Source organism: Streptomyces sp. NPDC018026 (assembly GCF_044327745.1).
Lineage (GTDB): Bacteria > Actinomycetota > Actinomycetes > Streptomycetales > Streptomycetaceae > Streptomyces > Streptomyces rubrogriseus.
Genome location: NZ_JBIRFY010000017.1, coordinates 141600 through 155499, shown reverse-complemented (window position 1 = coordinate 155499; position 13900 = coordinate 141600). Strand labels below are relative to the sequence as shown.

The 13900-nt window shown below is 71.0% G+C and carries 14 protein-coding genes; 5 read left to right on the top strand and 9 right to left on the bottom strand.

The annotated features are described in order from the left end of the window. The coding region (locus tag ACH4D3_RS36070) for a dihydrolipoamide acetyltransferase family protein (RefSeq protein ID WP_398331410.1) at positions 1-1291 on the top strand (1291 nt) is incomplete at its 5' end. Positions 1292-1373: 82 nt separating this feature from the next. On the opposite strand, the gene ACH4D3_RS36065 is transcribed toward ACH4D3_RS36070, so the two are convergent. The 4 genes from ACH4D3_RS36065 to ACH4D3_RS36050 all read right to left on the bottom strand — a co-directional run bounded on the left by ACH4D3_RS36065 (position 1374) and on the right by ACH4D3_RS36050 (position 4898). Beyond that, a complete protein-coding gene (locus tag ACH4D3_RS36065) occupies positions 1374-2351 on the bottom strand; it encodes a BRO family protein (protein WP_398331407.1) in 978 nt (325 codons plus the stop codon). A gap of 149 nt (positions 2352-2500) precedes the next feature. Then, a complete protein-coding gene (locus tag ACH4D3_RS36060; RefSeq protein ID WP_398331404.1) occupies positions 2501-3502 on the bottom strand; it encodes a DUF1648 domain-containing protein in 1002 nt (333 codons plus the stop codon). Further along, the gene (locus tag ACH4D3_RS36055; protein WP_398331401.1) at positions 3499-3846 is read right to left on the bottom strand and encodes a GntR family transcriptional regulator; all 348 of its coding nucleotides are present in this window, start codon (positions 3844-3846) and stop codon (positions 3499-3501) included. The genes ACH4D3_RS36060 and ACH4D3_RS36055 overlap by 4 nt, the downstream gene beginning before the upstream one ends. A gap of 107 nt (positions 3847-3953) precedes the next feature. Continuing rightward, entirely contained in the window at positions 3954-4898 is a 945-nt protein-coding gene (locus tag ACH4D3_RS36050) for a D-alanyl-D-alanine carboxypeptidase family protein (protein ID WP_398331398.1), read from the bottom strand. 220 nt (positions 4899-5118) lie between these two features. On the opposite strand from ACH4D3_RS36050, the gene ACH4D3_RS36045 reads away from it, so the two are divergent. Together ACH4D3_RS36045 and ACH4D3_RS36040 are read left to right on the top strand one after the other, a co-directional pair. After that, the gene (locus ACH4D3_RS36045; protein ID WP_398331395.1) at positions 5119-5769 is read left to right on the top strand and encodes a GntR family transcriptional regulator; all 651 of its coding nucleotides are present in this window, start codon (positions 5119-5121) and stop codon (positions 5767-5769) included. Then, on the top strand, positions 5766-7076 hold the full coding sequence (locus tag ACH4D3_RS36040) for a nitrate/nitrite transporter (RefSeq protein ID WP_398331392.1): 1311 nt from the start codon (positions 5766-5768) through the stop codon (positions 7074-7076). The genes ACH4D3_RS36045 and ACH4D3_RS36040 overlap by 4 nt, the downstream gene beginning before the upstream one ends. A 134-nt stretch (positions 7077-7210) precedes the next feature. Here the strand turns inward: ACH4D3_RS36040 and ACH4D3_RS36035 are convergent, their stop codons facing one another. Beyond that, positions 7211-8035 (bottom strand): maleylpyruvate isomerase family mycothiol-dependent enzyme, encoded by an 825-nt coding sequence (locus tag ACH4D3_RS36035; RefSeq protein ID WP_398331389.1) that lies wholly within the window; start codon positions 8033-8035, stop codon positions 7211-7213. A gap of 181 nt (positions 8036-8216) precedes the next feature. Here ACH4D3_RS36035 and ACH4D3_RS36030 point away from each other — a divergent pair, with 181 nt between their 5' ends. Together ACH4D3_RS36030 and ACH4D3_RS36025 are read left to right on the top strand one after the other, a co-directional pair. Then, on the top strand, positions 8217-9011 hold the full coding sequence (locus tag ACH4D3_RS36030; protein WP_398331387.1) for a carbon-nitrogen family hydrolase: 795 nt from the start codon (positions 8217-8219) through the stop codon (positions 9009-9011). Positions 9012-9077: 66 nt separating this feature from the next. Further along, positions 9078-9542: a DUF2867 domain-containing protein gene (locus tag ACH4D3_RS36025; RefSeq protein ID WP_164459285.1), complete on the top strand. Its 465-nt coding sequence runs from the start codon at positions 9078-9080 to the stop codon at positions 9540-9542. Between the two features lie 22 nt (positions 9543-9564). Here the strand turns inward: ACH4D3_RS36025 and ACH4D3_RS36020 are convergent, their stop codons facing one another. The 4 genes from ACH4D3_RS36020 to ACH4D3_RS36005 all read right to left on the bottom strand — a co-directional run bounded on the left by ACH4D3_RS36020 (position 9565) and on the right by ACH4D3_RS36005 (position 13769). Beyond that, positions 9565-10059 (bottom strand): LURP-one-related/scramblase family protein, encoded by a 495-nt coding sequence (locus tag ACH4D3_RS36020; RefSeq protein ID WP_398331383.1) that lies wholly within the window; start codon positions 10057-10059, stop codon positions 9565-9567. A gap of 85 nt (positions 10060-10144) precedes the next feature. Next, positions 10145-10426, bottom strand: coding sequence for a hypothetical protein (locus tag ACH4D3_RS36015; RefSeq protein ID WP_398331380.1), 282 nt, complete (start codon positions 10424-10426; stop codon positions 10145-10147). A gap of 120 nt (positions 10427-10546) precedes the next feature. Beyond that, positions 10547-11845, bottom strand: coding sequence for a M18 family aminopeptidase (locus ACH4D3_RS36010; RefSeq protein ID WP_398331377.1), 1299 nt, complete (start codon positions 11843-11845; stop codon positions 10547-10549). A gap of 97 nt (positions 11846-11942) precedes the next feature. Beyond that, a complete protein-coding gene (locus ACH4D3_RS36005) occupies positions 11943-13769 on the bottom strand; it encodes an acyl-CoA dehydrogenase (protein WP_398331374.1) in 1827 nt (608 codons plus the stop codon). Between the last annotated feature and the right edge of the window lie 131 nt (positions 13770-13900).

Below are 13900 nucleotides of genomic sequence, written 5' to 3'. Positions count from 1 at the left end.
GGCCGCCGTCGAACTGCCCATCCCCTACGACGGCGTGGTCCGCGAACTGCACTTCCCCGAGGGCACCACGGTCGACGTGGGCACCTCCATCATCGCGGTGGCCGTCGGCGACGGCGCGGCGGCGGCCGCGGAGCCGGTGCAGGAGGCGGTGGAGGAGGCCGTGGCGGAGGAGGAGCCCAAGCCGGAGGGCCGCCAGCCGGTCCTGGTCGGGTACGGGGTCTCCACCTCCTCGACCAAGCGCCGCCCCCGCAAGGGCGCGGAGGCCCCGGCCGCCGCGCAGGCGCCGTCGGCGGCGATCCAGGCCGAGCTGAACGGCCACGGACCCGCGACACCGGCAGCACCCGCGGCACCGGCCGCCCCGGTCACCGGCGAGCGCCCGCTGGCCAAGCCCCCGGTGCGCAAGCTCGCCAAGGACCTCGGCGTCGATCTGGCGGCCGTGGTCCCGTCCGGCCCGGACGGCATCATCACCCGCGAGGACGTCCACGCGGCGGTGTCGTCGCAGCCCGCGACGCCCGAGTCGCAGGCGGCCCCCGCGGCCGTCGCGCCCACCCCGTCCGCGTCGGCGTCGGCCCCGGCGTCGTACGACACGACACGCGAGACCCGTATCCCGGTCAAGGGCGTGCGCAAGGCGACGGCGGCGGCGATGGTCGGCTCCGCGTTCACCGCGCCGCACGTCACCGAGTTCGTGACGGTCGACGTGACACGCACGATGAAGCTGGTCGAGGAGCTGAAGCAGGACAAGGAGTACACGGGCCTGCGGGTCAACCCGCTCCTCCTGATCGCCAAGGCCCTCCTCGTCGCGATCAAGCGCAACCCGGACATCAACGCCTCCTGGGACGAGACGGCCCAGGAGATCGTGGTCAAGCACTACGTCAACCTGGGCATCGCCGCCGCCACCCCCCGCGGCCTGATCGTCCCCAACATTAAGGACGCCCACGCCCAGACACTGCCGCAGCTGGCGGGGTCGCTGGGCGAGCTGGTGTCGACGGCCCGGGAGGGCAGGACGTCCCCGGCCGCCATGCAGGGCGGCACGGTGACCATCACCAACGTCGGCGTCTTCGGCGTCGACACCGGCACGCCCATCCTCAACCCGGGCGAGTCCGCGATCCTCGCGGTCGGCGCGATCAAGCTCCAGCCATGGGTCCACAAGGGCAAGGTGAAACCGCGCCAGGTCACCACCCTCGCCCTGAGCTTCGACCACCGCCTGGTCGACGGCGAACTGGGCTCCAAGGTCCTCGCCGACGTGGCAGCGGTCCTGGAGCAGCCGAAGCGGTTGATCAGCTGGGCATGAGAGGCACGAACCGGATAGGTTCATGATGGGAGGGGCGCCGCAAGTTCGTGTTGCGACGCCCCTTCCACCTTGTCGTACGGGGTCAGACCTGGTGCAGCACGTACACCGGAGCCCCGTCCTCGGCCCCGCCCCGCGAGCGGATGCAGGCGTGGGTGCGCAGCAGCCGGAGGCATTCGTTGACCCGCCGCACGGAGAGCCCCGTACGGGCGGCGATCGACTCCAGCGGCTCCCGCAGCTCACCCTTCTCGACGAGCACTGGCGCGATCACCAGGGCGACCGTCCACACGTCCTCCGTCACGGACAACCGCTGCCGCCAGTCGGCCAGCACGGACTCTGTGGTGGGTACGGGGGCGAAGCGGCCGCGCAGTGCCCCTTGGTGGAGGACCAGGGTGTCGAACCGGTCCGCGATGCGCTCCAGAGCGTGCACCATGGCCTGTTGCACGGCGAGGGTGGCCTGTTGGGTGGCGAGGGTGGCCTGCTGCGTGGACAGCATCTCCTTCTGCAACGCGATCGACGTACGTTGCCCCTCGGCCAACTCCTCGTCCAGCTTCAGGTTGTGTGCCTCCAGCCGGACGATGGCATCGGCCACCTGGTCCGGCATGGCGTAGGCGATGGGGGCACCGGGTTCGACGGGCTGCACCTCGGCCTCGTCCAGAGCGTACGAACCCTCGCGCTGCACGGTCTCGATGACTTCCGCGACCCACTGCTTGAAGGGGGCGCAGGCCGGTTTGGTGCAGGCGTTGACGAGGAGGATGAGACCTTGCAGATCGATGAGTTGCAAGTCTCGACGCCATGTCCTACCTGCGGGAACGCTGAGACTGTGACTTCCAGTCACAGTCTCGAGATTGTCTCGGTGTTCTTCGGGGACGTGATCGATGAGTGCCTTTCGGGTCGTGGTGTATCCCAACTCCTTGCACACGTCCACCGCCGGAAACCAGTGGCTTCCGTCCGGCATGGTCAGCCGTCGCACCCGGGCGCCGGTGGCCGCGTACACGAAGTCACCGGCGTCGATGGCCTCGTGCCGCGCGCCGGAGTTCTGTCGCTTGCTGGGTTCGTTCATGTGAACCACCTCCGTCGCGGAACGTAGGGCGCAGGAACGGGCATATGCCAGCCAGCCCGCGAATGTTCACGACTGCGAGCGAAGATGATCGAAAAGCCTGCGTGAGGCCGACGAGTGCGTGTACGACGGCGACCCCGGGGCCGCTGTGCTCAGCCCCGGGTCCGGTTCGTGCGGAGGGTGTTGAGGAGGGCCGCGCCGCGTTCGGCGTCGTCGATGCTGATGGCGAAGTCGCTTCGGCGGCCCCGGGGGCGTATGACCAGGCACTCACCGGCGCGCAGCATGACCGTGGTGCCGAGGCCGCTGAGACGGTAGCCCCAGCCGCCGACCTCGGCGGGGCGGCGGACCTCCATCCGGGCCGTGTCGATGTCGCCGGGCGCCCAGCGGCGTCCGGGCCAGCCGAGCGGGCCGAAGGAGACCTCCAGGCCCCGTTCCGAGACGCGGGCCTGGACCGAGGAGAAGACCGCGCAGGCCAGGGACCCGGCGGCGCAGCCGGCGAACAGCGCCCACAGGGTGCCCGGGGCGGCCACACCGCCGACCAGGGCGACGAGTGCGCCCACGGCCACCAGGCCGATCGCGGCCGCGATCAGTTGGAGCCAGGGGTTGGCGGTGCGGGAGAACCAGACCAGCCGGCGGCCCTTGGGGATGTCCAGCGCGGGGGTGCCCTCGTCGGGCGTCGTGGCGTCTTCGGTGCCGCGCCGCCGGGTGACGAGCAGCCAGGCGGCCACGCCCGCGAGTACGGCCGCGGCCAGGATCGCGACGACCCAGGCGGTGGGCTGACGGGCCTCGTGCCAGTCCGCGCGGTCCAGGTTGGCCCGGATCACCGCGGCCTGTGCGCCGGTGAGGACGATGCCCATGGGGAGCAGGGTCACGGTGGTCCAGGGGCGGACCGGCGGGCCCGCCCGCATCAGGGGGACGGTGACCGCGGCCGCCGTCACCAGCCAGATCAGCGCGGGGGCGAGGGATGCCGCCCACAGGGGCATCGAGCCGTTGGGCGCTTCGCCGTCCAGGCCCCAGTGGGTCGCCAGCCGGTCGGGCAGCCGGTCCCGCGCCAGCAGCGGCATCGCGGCGAGCACGGCAGTGACCCCCGCCGTCCAGACCCCGGCCGTCCAGACCGTCGCCGTCGTACGCCGTACCGCTGTCGTGTCCCTCATGGCATCCCCCTGATCATGTCGATGAGATCGGTCCTGCTGTAGCCCAGCCGAGACGCCTCGGCGAGCAGTTCCCGTACCCGGATCTGTAGTTCGGAGTGGGGCCGGGCGCCCTCGGCCACCGTCACCCCCCGGCCCCGGCGGAATTCCAGCAGGCCCTCGTCCCGCAGGCCGCGCAGTGCGCGCAGCACGGTGTTGACGTTGACGTCCAGGGCCTCGGAGAGGTCGCGGGCCGAGGGCAGGCGGTCCCCCGGGGCGCACTCGCCCTCGGCGATGGCGCGCCGGAGGGCGCCGGCCACCTGTTCGTGCAGGGGGCGGGTGTCGGTCTTGTCCAGACTCAGCAGCATGGTGCTAATGAAACTATCACCATGTGCTTCATTGGTACAGGGAGGGGGTCGGCGCAGCGAGAAGGGCCCGTCGCGTCGGCGGCGGGCCCTTCGGTGGGGTGTCGGGGTTACTTCGTGAACGCGTAGTTCATGAGCTTGGTGGCGTCCTTGGCGCGCTGCGTCGACGACGAGGACGCCAGGACCGTGCCGATCACCGTCTTCCCCTTCCGGGTCGCGGCGAAGACCAGGCAGTACTTGGCCTCCGGTCCCGACCCGGTCTTCACGCCGATCGCTCCGCTGTAACTGCCCAGCAGCGTGTTGGTGTTGGTCCAGGGCGCCATCGTGCGGGTGCCGCCCTTCTTCGTCTTCGTCCTCGCCGTGTACTTCTTGGTCTTGACGATGGTGCGGAAGGTGGAGTTCTTCATCGTGCTGCTCGCGAGTTTCGTGAGGTCGCGTGGCGTGGAGTAGTTCTTGCCGTTGCCGATGCCGTCGAACGAGTCGAAGTGCGTGTTCTTCAGGCCGAGGCTCTTGGCGGTCGCGTTCATCTTGCCGATGAAGGACTTCACCCGCGCCGCCCGCGTCCTGCCCGAGCCGAACTTGTCGGCCAGGGCGTACGCGGCGTCGCAGCCGGAGGGCAGCATCAGCCCGTACAGCAGCTGGCGGACCGTTACCTTGTCGCCGACGATGAGCCGGGCGGAGGAGGCGTTCTTCGACACGATGTAGTCGCTGTACGCCATCTGGATCGTGACCTTGGCGTCCAGGTTCAGCTTGGGCTGGGAGAGGACGACCTTGGCGGTCATGATCTTGGTCGTGGAGCCGGTGGACCGCTTGGTGTCGGCGGCCTTGGTGTAGAGCGACTTGCCGGTCGCGTTGTTCATCACGAAGCCGCCCTTGGCGGCGATCGAGGGCACGGCGGCGGCCCGTACGGGTGCCGCGGGCGCGCGGTCGGGTGCGGCGGCCTGCGCGGGAGCGGCGGCGAGGACGCCGGTGGCGAGGACGGCGGTGCCGGTCAGGGCGGCGGCGAGGGCCCTGCGCGGACGGACGGGTGCGGTGGCGCCCGGAATGACATTCATTGAGTTGGTTACCCCGATTGCGTTGAATTCCCCTGGAGCGCGGCCGAGTCGTGGTCGGTGGAGCGGTGGCCGCGACAGTCCGACACCCGGGGGAGGTGAACGGTTGCGCGGCGGGGCGGAGGGAGGTCCCCGGTTCCCCCTGAAGGGGGAGCGGGGCGAATCGGCGTCCGGATGGTGGACCGGATCCCTCTTGTGTCCCTGTTGTATCTATCCTGTCGGCATGACCACGGCAGTGAAGCAACCCCCCGCGGCGGACCGCGTCTACACCCACGTCAAGCAGGGCGTCCTGGAGCGCCGTTACGAGGGCGGGACGCTGCTCACCGAGGGCGAGCTGGCCGAGGCCGTGGGCGTCTCCCGCACCCCGGTGCGCGAGGCGCTGCTGCGGCTGGAGGTCGAGGGGCTGATCCGGCTCTACCCCAAGAAGGGCGCCCTGGTCCTGCCCGTCTCCGCGCAGGAGATCGCGGACGTGGTGGAAACCCGGCTGCTGGTCGAGGAGCACGCGGCCAGGAAGGCCGTACCCGCCCCGCCGGGGCTCCTGGAACGGCTGGAGGAGCTGCTCGCCCGGCAGCAGGAGCAGGCCGCCGCCGGTGACTTCGCCGCCGCCTCCGTCACCGACCGCTGCTTCCACGCCGAGATCGTCCGCAGCGGCGGCAACGAGATCCTCTCCCGCCTCTACGACCAGCTCCGCGACCGCCAGTTGCGTATGGGCGTCGCCGTGATGCACTCCCACCCCGACCGGATCGCGCACACCCTGGCCGAGCACGAGGAGATCCTCGACGCGCTGCGCGCCGGGGACGCGGAGGCGGCCGTCGCCGTGGTGGGCCGGCACGTGGGCTGGTTCTCGCACCTGGCGCGGGGGGAGGTCCGATGAGTACGGCCACCTCGGCCGGCCGTGCCCTGCCCGGTGATCCTCCGGGGGGCCGGCGCGCGATCGCCGTGTGGGGCATCGGCGTCTCCGTCTACTTCGTCGCCGTCATCTTCCGCACGTCCCTCGGGGTCGCCGGTCTCGACGCCGCCGACCGCTTCCACGTGGGCGCCTCCGCGCTGTCCACCTTCTCCATCCTCCAGCTGCTGGTCTACGCCGGCATGCAGATACCCGTCGGCCTGCTGGTCGACCGGCTCGGCACCAAGAAGGTGCTGGGCCTCGGCGTCGTGCTCTTCACGGCGGGTCAGCTGGGCTTCGCCTTCTCCCCGTCGTACGGCATGGCGCTGGCCTCGCGGGCGCTGCTGGGCTGCGGGGACGCGATGACGTTCATCAGTGTGCTGCGGCTGGGCACCCGCTGGTTCCCCGCCCGGCGCGGGCCGATGGTGGCCCAGCTCGCCGGTCTCGCCGGCATGGCGGGCAACCTGGTCTCCACGCTCGTCCTGGCCCGGCTGCTGCACGGCATCGGCTGGACCGCGGCGTTCGCGGGCAGCGCGCTGGCGGGTGCCGTCGTCTTCGTCCTGCTGCTGCTCTTCCTCAAGGACCACCCCGAGGGCCACGAGCCGGAGCCGCTGCCGCACCAGGGGGCCGCGTACGTACGGCGGCAGATCGCGATGTCCTGGCGGGAGCCGGGGACGCGGCTCGGGCTGTGGGTGCACTTCACCACCCAGTTCCCGGCGATGGTGTTCCTGCTGCTGTGGGGGATGCCGTTCCTGGTCGAGGCGCAGGGGCTGTCCCGGGCCACGGCCGGCACGCTGCTCACCCTCGTGGTGCTGTCCAACATGGCCGTCGGCCTGGTCTACGGCCAGGTCATCGCCCGGCACCACGCGGCGCGGCTGCCGCTGGCGCTGGGCACGGTGGGGGCGACGGCGCTGCTCTGGGCGGCGACGCTGGCCTACCCGGCCGAGCACGCGCCGATGTGGCTGCTGGTGGTGCTGTGCACGGTGCTGGGGGCGTGCGGGCCGGCGTCGATGATCGGCTTCGACTTCGCGCGGCCGGCGAATCCGGCGGAGCGGCAGGGGACGGCGTCCGGGATCACGAACATGGGGGGCTTCGTGGCGTCGATGACCACGTTGTTCGCGGTGGGGGTGCTGCTGGACGCGACGGGGGACGACTACGGCGTGGCGTTCTCGTCCGTGTTCGTGCTGCAGGCGGTGGGGCTGTCGCAGATCCTGCGGTTGCGCAAGCGGGCCGCGTCGCGGGAGCGGGAGCGGTTGGTTGCCAGCAGGGTGGAGACGGTGCACGTGCCTGTGTAGGCACCCGGCGTGCGGGCGGGGCGGGGGTGGGTCGCGCTGACCGGCGCTGGCCGGGTGCCGCTGCGCCCACCCGTGCCGCCCTGGGGGTACCTCCCAGGCCGTTCAGGCACTGGGGGAGGCACGATTGCCCGCAGCTAGGAAGTGACGGTGAAGTTCCGCAGGATCGCTGCCGTCAGGTCCGGGTCGCCCTCCGTCTTGATGCGGTCCGCCGCCGCCTCCGGCGTCACCCGGCCGCAGGCCAGGCGGAAGTACGTCTCCCAGTCGAGGGTGAGGGTGGCGGCGGGGCCGAGGGCCGGGGACGATTCGAGGGTGCCGCGGCCCTGGATGTCGACGCGGATGGTGCGCAGGAACTCGACCGGGCCGTGCACGTCGAAGACGACGGCCGAGCTGCGCGGCGCGTCCGCCCGCTCGGCGACGACGGCGGGCAGTTCGCCGAGCAGCACGTCACGGGCGACGTGCGCGCCGGGGGAGTCGAGGTTGCCGGGGCGGCCGAGGGTGGTGCGCAGGTCCTGCTCGTGCGCCCACACGTCGAAGGCGTGCCGGCGCATCGCCTCCTCCAGGGTCAGCTCGGTGCCGAGCGGGCCGCGCACCTTGGTGCCGGGGTCCCGCGACTCGTTCCGCAGCTGGCGGTTGCGCCGGATGATCATGTACTCCAGCTCGGACGTCATCTCCGGCGCCGTGTGGTGGCGGCGGACGTCGACCTGCATCTCCATGTAGCGCTGGTGGTCGTTGGTGACGTGGTAGAGGTCGCGCGGGAGGGTGTGGATGGGGCGGGGGTCGCCGAGCATCTCGGAGTCCAGGCCCAGGACGTGCGAGACGATGTCGCGCACCGACCAGCCCGGGCAGGGGGTCCGGCGGTTCCACTCTGCCTCCACAAGCGGCTGGACCAGCTCGGATATCGCCTCGATGGAGTGAGTCCAGGCGTCGGCGTAGGGCTGGAGGGCGGGATGCAGACTCACGGAACGGGACCCCTCGGCGGTCGGTACACGGGCGGTTGGTGGCGGCGGTGCCAGTGGCGGTGGCGGCAGTCGGCGGGTGTCTTGAAACGCTAAGTTACGCTGCTGTGCGGCACCCCGGCAGTGCTTTCGTGTGACGATCGTAGGCCCGTGTGGACGACTCGAATGCCAGGACGGTGGTAGTGTGCGCGCCTCTTTGATTCAAATCGCCGTGAACGAGGACGAAACGGTCGAAGCGCGTCGCGTGCGGGCGGCGGCTCTGGTAAGGGAGCAGGCGGGCGCCGACCTCGTCGTGCTGCCGGAGCTGTGGACCACGGGCGCGTTCGCCTTCGAGGAGTTCGACGCGGCGGCCGAGCCGCTGCGCGGACCGACGTACGAGGCGATGGCCAAGGCGGCGAGCGACGCGGGCGTGTGGCTGCACGCGGGGTCGGTCCCCGAGCGCGGCCCGGACGGACGGCTCTACAACACCTCTCTCGTCTTCTCCCCCGCCGGTGATCTCACCGCCTCCTACCGCAAGATCCACCGCTTCGGCTTCGACAAGGGCGAGGCCGTGCTGATGGGCGCGGGGCGCGAGCCGGTGACGGTCCGGCTGCCGGACACCACCCTCGGCGTGGCGACCTGCTACGACCTGCGCTTCCCCGAGCTCTTCCGCTCCCTCGTCGACGCCGGTGCCGAGATCCTGGTCGTCCCGGCGGGCTGGCCCGAACGCCGTCGGGCGCACTGGACGCTGCTGGCCCAGGCGCGGGCCGTGGAGAACCAGGCCTTCGTGCTCGCCTGCGGAACGGCCGGGACGCACGCCGGGGTTCCGCAGGCCGGTCACTCGATCGTGGTGGATCCCTGGGGCGAGGTGCTTGCGGAGGCCGGCCCGGACGAGGAGGTCCTCACGGTGGAGTTCGACCCGGAGAGGGTGGCGCGGACCCGGGAGCAGTTCCCGGCCCTGAAGGACCGGGTGCTGGGGCTGGAGCCGCCGCGCGGCTGAGCGCGGAGTGTGAGGAGGAGTGGCACCGCGTGTTTGACGTGGTGTCACGTTGCCCAGTATGCCGGTATGACACGGACACCTACCGGTACCTCCGCCATTCGCCGGGTGCGGGTGGACCCCCTCGGCGCCGCTTTCGCATCGGCCTTCGAGCTTCCCACCGCGGGACTTCCCCGGCTGACGCCCGAGGAATGGGTGCGCGCCAGCTTCGAGGACGTCCCGTCGATACTGCGTGAGCTGTTCCGGACGGGATGGGCGGGCGTGCTGGGGCTGCGACTGGGGCCGCGCACCTCGCGACGGCACGTGGTGGGCTGGCGCGTGCTGGAGACCGGGCCGGGCAGGATCGCCCTGGAGGCCCGCGCGCCGTCGCTGACCGTGCGCAACGTCGTGACCGTGGACGGCGCGCGGCTGCTCTGGGCGACGTACGCGTTCTACGAGCGCCGGGCCGGCCGGGTGCTGTGGGCCCTGGCGGCCCCCGTGCACCACCTGGCCGTGCCGCTGCTCCTCGGCCGCGCCGTCCGCCGCACGGCGTGAGGAGCCGCCGGTCCGCCGGGCCTCAGTCGTCCTCCCGCTCCTTCTCCGCCAGGTGGATCACGCACACCGTCAGGGCGATCAGCAGCGCCGGGTCCGCGTCGTCCCGCACGACGTCCACGCCGTAGGTGTCCCGGAGGGTCAGCCAGCGCCGGGAGGCGACGGCCAGCAGTTCGCCGTCGTACTCGATGGCGAACTCCCGGTCGAGGATCTTGCCGCTGACGTCCAGTTCGGTGCCGTCGGCCAGGACGACCCGGTAGTGGTTGCGCAGCAGGGAGAGACGTTTGCGCTTGATGCGGGCCAGGGGCTCGCCGGCCCGCTCGATCACCATCGTGTCGCGCAGGGCGAACATCTTCTGGTGGATGTCGATGAGCACGCGCCCCTGGGCGTCCTTCAGCTCCCAGGTGTCCCGCAGCCGCATCGCCTTGCCGTCGACGAGGAAGACCTTGTTGCCGTGCTCGTCCTCGATCCAGTAGTCGTCACCGATACCGAGGAGCCGGTCGTACACGAGGAATCTCATGCTCTGACCGCTTCCCCGCCGGCCGCCGCGAAACCCGGACGGTAGGCCGACAGGCTGAGTGCGGCGCGGGGGGCGCCCCGCCGATTCAGGCGCCGTAGCCGTCGCGGTAGCCGTCCCGGGTGTGGTGGTGGGGCCGTTCCTCGACGACCGGGGTCGACGGCGGCATCACGACGCGGCGGCGCCGGGCGATGCTGCTGAAGGTGGCGACGCCGATCAGGCCGACGACCATGAGGATCACACCGACCAGGTCGAGGTTGACGCCCCGCATGTCCCAGTCGGTCGCGAACGTGAGGATGGCTCCCACGGCGATGAGGATGATGCACCCTCCCCCAGCTCTCGGCTGCGCTCGAGCCGGGGGGACCCCCATGGCCCATGAGTGTTGCCTCCCTGTCAGATCCGGTCGGTTCCGGCTTTCCGGCCGATCCGGTTCCGTGCGGGTACCCCGGGCTTCAATCCTCATGCCGTGGGGCGGTGTTGTGCCTGACGGCTACGGCTGGAGGAAGGCCACCAGCGCGTTGGCCAGCAGGTGCGGGTCGTCGGCGCCGCACAACTCCCGGGCGCTGTGCATCGACAGGATGGCCACGCCGATGTCGACGGTGCTGATGCCGTGCCGGGCCGCGGTGATGGGGCCGATGGTGGTGCCGCACGGCATGGAGTTGTTGGAGACGAAGGTCTGGAAGGGGATGTCCGCCTTCGCGCAGGCGGCGGCGAACACGGCGCGGCCCGAACCGTCGGTGGCGTAGCGGTTGTTGACGTTGACCTTGAGGAGGGGGCCGCCGTTGATCCGCGGGTGGTGCGTCGGGTCGTGCCGTTCCGCGTAGTTGGGGTGGACGGCGTGGCCCGTGTCGGAGGACAGGCAGACGGTGCCGGCGAAGGCGCGCGCCCGGTCCTCGTAGGAGCCGCCGCGCGCGAACACGGAGCGCTCCAGCACGCCGCCGAGCAGCGGTCCGTCGGCGCCGGTGTCCGACTGGGAGCCGGTCTCCTCGTGGTCGAAGGCGGCCAGCACGGGGATGTAGGGGAGGTCGGCGCCGGAGGTCGCGACCGCGGCCAGGGCGGCCGTCCCGGCGTGCACGGACAGCAGGTTGTCCATCCGCGGGCCCGCCACCAGTTCCCGGTCGCGGCCCAGGTACGCCGGGGGCTCCACGGAGTGCGTCATCAGGTCCCAGCCGGTGACCTCGCCGCGGGCGAGGCCCGCCTCGTCCTCCAGGAAGGCGATCAGGTCGCCGTCGCGGACGGTGTCGCCCAGGCCCCACACGGGCTGGAGGTGGCGCTGCTTGTCGAGCTTGAGGCCCTCCGTGGAGACGTTGCGGTCCATGTGGATGGCGAGCTGCGGCACGCGCAGCAGCGGGCGGTCGACGTCGACCAGGCGGGTGGAGCCGTCGCGCAGCGAGAGGCGGCCGGCCAGGCCCAGGTCCCGGTCGAGCCAGGAGTTCATCAGCGGGCCGCCGTAGATCTCCACGGCGACCTGGCGCCAGCCGTGCGAGCCGGTGTCCGGGCGGGGCTTGACGCGCAGGTTGGGGGAGTCGGTGTGGGCGCCGACGATGCGGAAGGGGGTGTGCGCCGCGGCGCCCTCCGGGACGTACCAGGCGACGATCGCACCGCCGCGCAGCACGTACTTGCCGCCGCTCGTGGCCTCCCAGGCGTCGGTCTCCGCGACCTGGCGGAAACCGGCCTTCTCCAGCCGCGCGGCGGCGTTCGCCACGGCGTGGTACGGGGTCGGGCTCGCCGACAGGAAGGTCATCAGGTCGTCGGTGTGGCCGCGGTCGAAGCGGGCGGGTGCGCTCATGGGGTTCACCTTAACGACGTACGAGGGCCCGCTTCCCGTCTGGCGGGAGCGGGCCCTCGTGGGGGTGTGCGGAACGGGCTCGGGCGCCGGGCCCGTTCTAGAACGCGGCCTCGTCCAGCTCCATCAGGTCCAGCTCGACTCCCTGGGCGACCTTGCGGGCCAGGGTGAGGCCGGGCAGGACGTTCGCGGCGAAGAACTTCGCGGCGGCGATCTTGCCGGTGTAGAAGGCCTTGTCCTTGGCGGAGGCGGTCGGCAGCTTCTCGGCGGCGATCGCCGCGCCCTTGAGGAGCAGGTAGCCGACGATCACGTCGCCGGAGGCCTGCAGCAGGCGGGTGGTGTTGAGGCCCACCTTGTAGATGTTCTTGACGTCCTGCTCGGTGGCCGCGAGGTCGGTGAGCATCAGGCCGACGATGGCCTCAAGCTCGACGGCGGCCTTGGCCAGGTGCTCGCGGGCGCCGGACAGCTCCTCGCCGCCGGTGGCGAGCGCCAGGAACGTCTTGATGTCCTCGGCGAGGGAGTTCAGCGCGGCGCCCTGGTTGCGGACGATCTTCCGGAAGAAGAAGTCCTGGCCCTGGATCGCCGTGGTGCCCTCGTACAGGGTGTCGATCTTGGCGTCGCGGATGTACTGCTCGATCGGGTACTCCTGGAGGAACCCGGAGCCGCCGAAGGTCTGCAGGGACTGGGCGAGCTGCTCGTAGGCCTTCTCCGAGCCGTAGCCCTTGACGACGGGCAGCAGCAGGTCGTTGAGGGCGTGCTCGGCCGAGGCGTCCTCGCCGTTCGCCTCCTTGACCTGGATCTCGTCCTGGACGGAGGCGGTGTACATCACGAGCGCGCGCATGCCCTCGGCGTACGCCTTCTGCGTCATCAGGGAGCGGCGCACGTCCGGGTGGTGCGTGATGGTGACCTTGGGGGCCGCCTTGTCCATGAAGTTGGCGAGGTCCGGGCCCTGGACGCGCTCCTTGGCGTACTCCAGGGCGTTGAGGTAGCCCGTGGAGAGGGTGGAGATCGCCTTCGTGCCGACCATCATGCGGGCGAACTCGATGATGCGGAACATCTGGCGGATGCCGTCGTGCTTGTCGCCGATCAGCCAGCCCTTGGCGGGGTGGCGGTCGCCGAAGGTCATCTCGCAGGTGTTGGAGGCCTTCAGGCCCATCTTGTGCTCGACGTTGGTGGCGTAGACGCCGTTGCGCTCGCCCAGCTCACCGGTCTCGAAGTCGAACTCGTACTTGGGGACCAGGAACAGGGACAGGCCCTTGGTGCCGGGTCCGGCGCCCTCGGGGCGGGCGAGGACGTAGTGGAGGATGTTCTCCGACATGTCGTGCTCGCCGGACGTGATGAAGCGCTTGACGCCCTCGATGTGCCAGGAGCCGTCGGCCTGCTCGACGGCTTTGGTGCGGCCGGCGCCGACGTCCGAACCGGCGTCCGGCTCGGTGAGGACCATGGTGGAGCCCCACTGCTTCTCGACGGCGATCGAGGCGATGTGCTTCTGGACCTCGTTGCCCTCCTCGAAGAGGATGCCGGCGAACGCCGGGCCCGAGGAGTACATCCACACGGCCGGGTTGGCGCCGAGGATCAGCTCCGCGTACGCCCAGATCAGCGAGCGCGGCGAGGTGGTGCCGCCGATCTCCTCGGGCAGGCCGAGGCGCCAGTACTCGGAGTCCATGAAGGCCTGGTAGCTCTTCTTGAAGGAGGCCGGGACCGGCGCCGTGCTGGTCTGCGGGTCGAAGACCGGCGGGTTGCGGTCGGCGTCGGTGAAGGACTCGGCCAGCTCGTTCTCGGAGAGGCGGGTCAGCTCCTCGAGGACGCTCTTGGCGGTGTCGGTGTCCATCTCCGCGAACGGGCCCGTGCCGTAGACCTTGTCACGGCCGAGCACCTCGAAGAGGTTGAACTCGATGTCCCGGAGATTCGGCTTGTAGTGCCCCATGGCGACGCTCCCTTGAGAGATCGGCGAGGCACTCGCTCCTCGCATCCGTACACGTACCAACTAGTAGCTACGATGATGCTACCCGTCGGTAATAAGAAGCAACCCCGGGCCGCCCATCTGTGACTCGTTAC

Bases quoted from the DNA above. Each gene is read 5' to 3' on its own strand.
- ACH4D3_RS36040 (WP_398331392.1), top strand. From the start codon at position 5,766: ATGAGTACGGCCACCTCGGCCGGCCGTGCCCTGCCCGGTGATCCTCCG.
- ACH4D3_RS36015 (WP_398331380.1), bottom strand. From the start codon at position 10,426: ATGGGGGTCCCCCCGGCTCGAGCGCAGCCGAGAGCTGGGGGAGGGTGC.
- ACH4D3_RS36020 (WP_398331383.1), bottom strand. From the start codon at position 10,059: ATGAGATTCCTCGTGTACGACCGGCTCCTCGGTATCGGTGACGACTAC.
- ACH4D3_RS36065 (WP_398331407.1), bottom strand. From the start codon at position 2,351: ATGAACGAACCCAGCAAGCGACAGAACTCCGGCGCGCGGCACGAGGCC.
- ACH4D3_RS36060 (WP_398331404.1), bottom strand. From the start codon at position 3,502: ATGAGGGACACGACAGCGGTACGGCGTACGACGGCGACGGTCTGGACG.
- ACH4D3_RS36045 (WP_398331395.1), top strand. From the start codon at position 5,119: ATGACCACGGCAGTGAAGCAACCCCCCGCGGCGGACCGCGTCTACACC.
- ACH4D3_RS36010 (WP_398331377.1), bottom strand. From the start codon at position 11,845: ATGAGCGCACCCGCCCGCTTCGACCGCGGCCACACCGACGACCTGATG.
- ACH4D3_RS36050 (WP_398331398.1), bottom strand. From the start codon at position 4,898: ATGAATGTCATTCCGGGCGCCACCGCACCCGTCCGTCCGCGCAGGGCC.
- ACH4D3_RS36055 (WP_398331401.1), bottom strand. From the start codon at position 3,846: ATGCTGCTGAGTCTGGACAAGACCGACACCCGCCCCCTGCACGAACAG.
- ACH4D3_RS36025 (WP_164459285.1), top strand. From the start codon at position 9,078: ATGACACGGACACCTACCGGTACCTCCGCCATTCGCCGGGTGCGGGTG.
- ACH4D3_RS36005 (WP_398331374.1), bottom strand. From the start codon at position 13,769: ATGGGGCACTACAAGCCGAATCTCCGGGACATCGAGTTCAACCTCTTC.